The organism is Paraburkholderia sp. RL18-101-BIB-B (genome assembly GCF_046026985.1).
Lineage (GTDB): Bacteria > Pseudomonadota > Gammaproteobacteria > Burkholderiales > Burkholderiaceae > Paraburkholderia.
This window is the reverse complement of sequence record NZ_JARESV010000122.1, coordinates 1-3,408: the sequence shown is the minus strand read 5'-3', so window position 1 is coordinate 3,408 and position 3,408 is coordinate 1. Positions and strand designations below refer to the sequence as shown.

Below are 3,408 nucleotides of genomic sequence, written 5' to 3'. Positions count from 1 at the left end.
TACACATCGTTTTCGAGGCCGCGCAACAGGATGGCCAGCAGCGCGCCGAAGAGCGCGAACGGCACTGCCATCAATACGCCGAACGGCAGGCTCCATTTCTCGTATTGCGCCGCGAGAATCAGGAACACCATGATGAGACCGAACACGAACACGAGGCTCGACGTGCCCCCCGCCTGCTTCGCCTCGTATGCCTCACCGCTCCAGCCGATGCCGTAATCCGACGTCGTCACTTCACCCGCGACCTCTTCCAGCGTCGAGATGACCTGCCCCGAGCTGTAGCCCGGCGCGCCGTTGGCCGTAATCTTGACAGCGGGAAAGTTGTTGAAGCGCGTGATGAGATCGGGGCCCGTCACGTACTGGGAGGTCACGACAGCCTTGAGCGGCACCATGCTGTTGGTCTTGCTGCGCACGTAGATCTGGTTCAGATCCTGCGGCGTCAACCGGTACGCCGGTTCGGCCTGGAGGATGACCTGCCACAGGCGGCTCGACCGGTTGAACTGCGAGACGTATAGCGAACCGAACATGGTCTGCATCGCGCTATACACTTCCTCGACCGGAACGCCGAGCGTTTCTGACTTGTCCCGGTCGACGTTGACGAGCAATTGCTGCGACGACGCATTGAAGGTCGATGTCACGCGCGCCAGTTCGGGTCGTTTCTTTGCCTTCTCCAGAAATTTGTCCACCACGTCCGCGAGCTGCGCGATCGTGCCGTCGCCCTTGCTCTGAATCCACATTTCGGTGCCGCCCGTCGTGCCGAGCCCCGGTATCGACGGCGGATTGACCGGCAGGATGATGCCCTCCTTTATTTTCGACAGGTTCTCGTACGCGCCGATCAGCACCGCCCGTGCGTTCTGCGTGCGGATGTTGGCCCATTTGTAGCGTTCGTCGAAACTCTTGAAGCCGATGAAGAACGTACTCGCGTTGTTCTTGTTCTGGCTGTCGAGCAGGCTGTAACCATCGACGATCGTCACGCTCCCCACGGCCTCCTGCTTCATGAAGTAGTCGGTGACGTGCTGCGATACTTCGCCCGTGCGATCGAGGCTTGCTGCGTCCGGCATGATGATCGCTCCGAGCAGATAGCCCTGGTCTTCCGGCGGCAGAAACGAAGTCGGTATCGAGCGCATCATGACGACCGCGAGCGCGATCATCCCCCCAAACAGCAACAGTGCCACGACGAACCGTTTGATGACCAGCTTGACCGCACGCGTATAGCTGTTCGTCATCCTTTCGAAGTTCTTGTCGAACCACTTGAAGAAGCCGCGCTTTTCGTGATGGCCGGGCTTGAGCAGCAATGCGGCCAGCGCCGGCGACAGCGTCAGTGCAACCAGGCCCGAGAACACCACCGAGATCGCAATCGTGATCGCGAACTGCTTGTACAGCTGGCCCGTGATGCCGCCGAGGAACGCCACCGGCACGAACACCGCGCACAGCACCAGCACGATAGCAATGACCGGGCCGGAGACTTCGTCCATTGCCCGCTTGGCGGCGTCTTTTGGACTCAGCTTGTGCACGTTCATGTTGCGCTCGACGTTCTCGATCACGACAATCGCGTCGTCCACGACGATGCCGATTGCGAGCACCATGCCGAACAGCGTCAGCATGTTGATCGAGAAACCGAGCGCCAGCATCCCCATGAAGGTGCCGACAATCGATACGGGAACCGCCAGCACCGGAATCAGCGTCGCACGCAGGCTCTGCAGGAACGCGAACACGACGATCACGACCAGCACCAGCGCTTCGAAGAAGGTATGCACGACATCCGAAATGGATGCGCGGGTGAACTCGGTTGTGTCCATCGCGACGCTGTATTCGAGCCCCTCCGGAAACGTCTTCTTCATCTCGGCGAGCGTCGCGCGCACCTGTTTCGACACGTCAAGCGCGTTCGCGCCAGGCTGCTGGTACACGGCCATGACTGTCGCCGGTTTGCCCTGATAGCGGCTGCGGATCGAATAGTCCTTCTGCCCGAGCGCCGCGCGGCCGATGTCCTTCAGGCGCACGATCGCCGCGCCGCCGCTGGCCGCGCGGATGATGATGTTCTCAAACTCGGCGGGGTCGGCGAGCCGGCCCGTAGTCGTGACCGCGAACGACTGTTCAACGGGCGAGCCGGTCGGCGACTGCCCAAGGCGGCCGACAGCAAACTGCTGGTTCTGGTTGGCGACGGCTTTCTGCACGTCGCCGGCCGTGATGCCCAGTTGCGCCATGCGATCGGGCTTCAACCATATTCGCATCGCATAGTCGGGCGTGCCGAAGATGGCCGACTGATTGGCGCCCGGAATGCGCTTTAACGCATCGAGCACGTAAATGTTGGCGTAGTTGGCGATGTAGGTCGCGTCGTAGCGCTCGCTCGGCGAATAGATCGCGATCACCATCATGAACGCCGACGACTTCTTCTGTACCTGGATGCCTTGCGCCTGCACCGATTGCGGCAGCTGCGGCAACGCGAGGTTCACACGGTTTTGCACATCGACCTGCGCGAGTTCCGGGTTGGTGCCGATCTGGAAGTACGCATTGACGGTCAGGTTGCCGGTCGATGAGCTCGACGAGCTCATGTAGATCATGTTGTCCGCGCCGTTCACCTGCTGCTCGATCGGCGCGGCCACATTGTTGGCGACCACGTCGGCGCTCGCACCTGGATAGGTCGCGGAGATCGTGATCTGCGGCGGCGTGATGTCCGGGTACTGCGCGATCGGCAGATTGACCATCGCGACGGCGCCACCAAGCGTGATGACAATCGATATCACCGACGCAAAGATCGGACGGTCGATGCAGAAGTGGGACAGGTTCATATCGCTCGCCCGTTTATTTTGCCGCGACCGTACTGGATGGGCGCGCCTTCGAACCGGTGCTTCCCTCCTCTGGCGCGTCGGCTGCCGCAGCGGGTGGGGGCGATGCCACTATCTTCAGCGGAGCATCGGCGGTAACGCGGAGCGCGCCGTCGACGACGATCCGCTCGCCGGCCTTCAATCCCTGCGTGACGAACCAGTCGTCGCCATGCCATTCGCCGACTTCAACGACACGCTGATGAGCTTTCGAGTCGTTGTCGACGACCCATACAAAGTGACTCTTCGAGCCTTGTAATACCGCGCGCTGCGGCACGAGAATCGCGTTCGGGCGCACCGCACCGGCCACGCGAGCACGCACGAACTGTCCGGGCCGCAGCGTGCCTTGAGCATTCGCAAACGACGCACGAACCAGGAACGTGCCCGTTTCCGTGCTGAACGCAGGATTGGTGAAGTTAATATGGCCCTGATCGGGAAACTGGCTGCCGTCGGCCAGCAAGACAGTCACGATGAAGTCGTTATCAGCCGGAAACCGAAGGGCGCCCTTGGTGATCTCGTCGCGGTATCTGAGCAACTCGTTCTCGGAGATGCTGAAGTTCACCCACATCGGATCGAGCTGGTAGACATA

At 61.2% G+C, this 3,408-nt stretch carries 2 protein-coding genes; both read right to left on the bottom strand.

The genetic code is table 11. The features are described from left to right. Window positions 1–2,786: efflux RND transporter permease subunit (locus P0D73_RS46025; protein ID WP_408436340.1), on the bottom strand; the 2,786-nt coding region annotated here is incomplete at its 3' end. A 13-nt stretch (window positions 2,787–2,799) separates the two neighbouring features. Beyond that, window positions 2,800–3,408 (bottom strand): efflux RND transporter periplasmic adaptor subunit (locus P0D73_RS46020; RefSeq protein ID WP_408436336.1); only part of this gene is annotated, 609 nt, incomplete at its 5' end.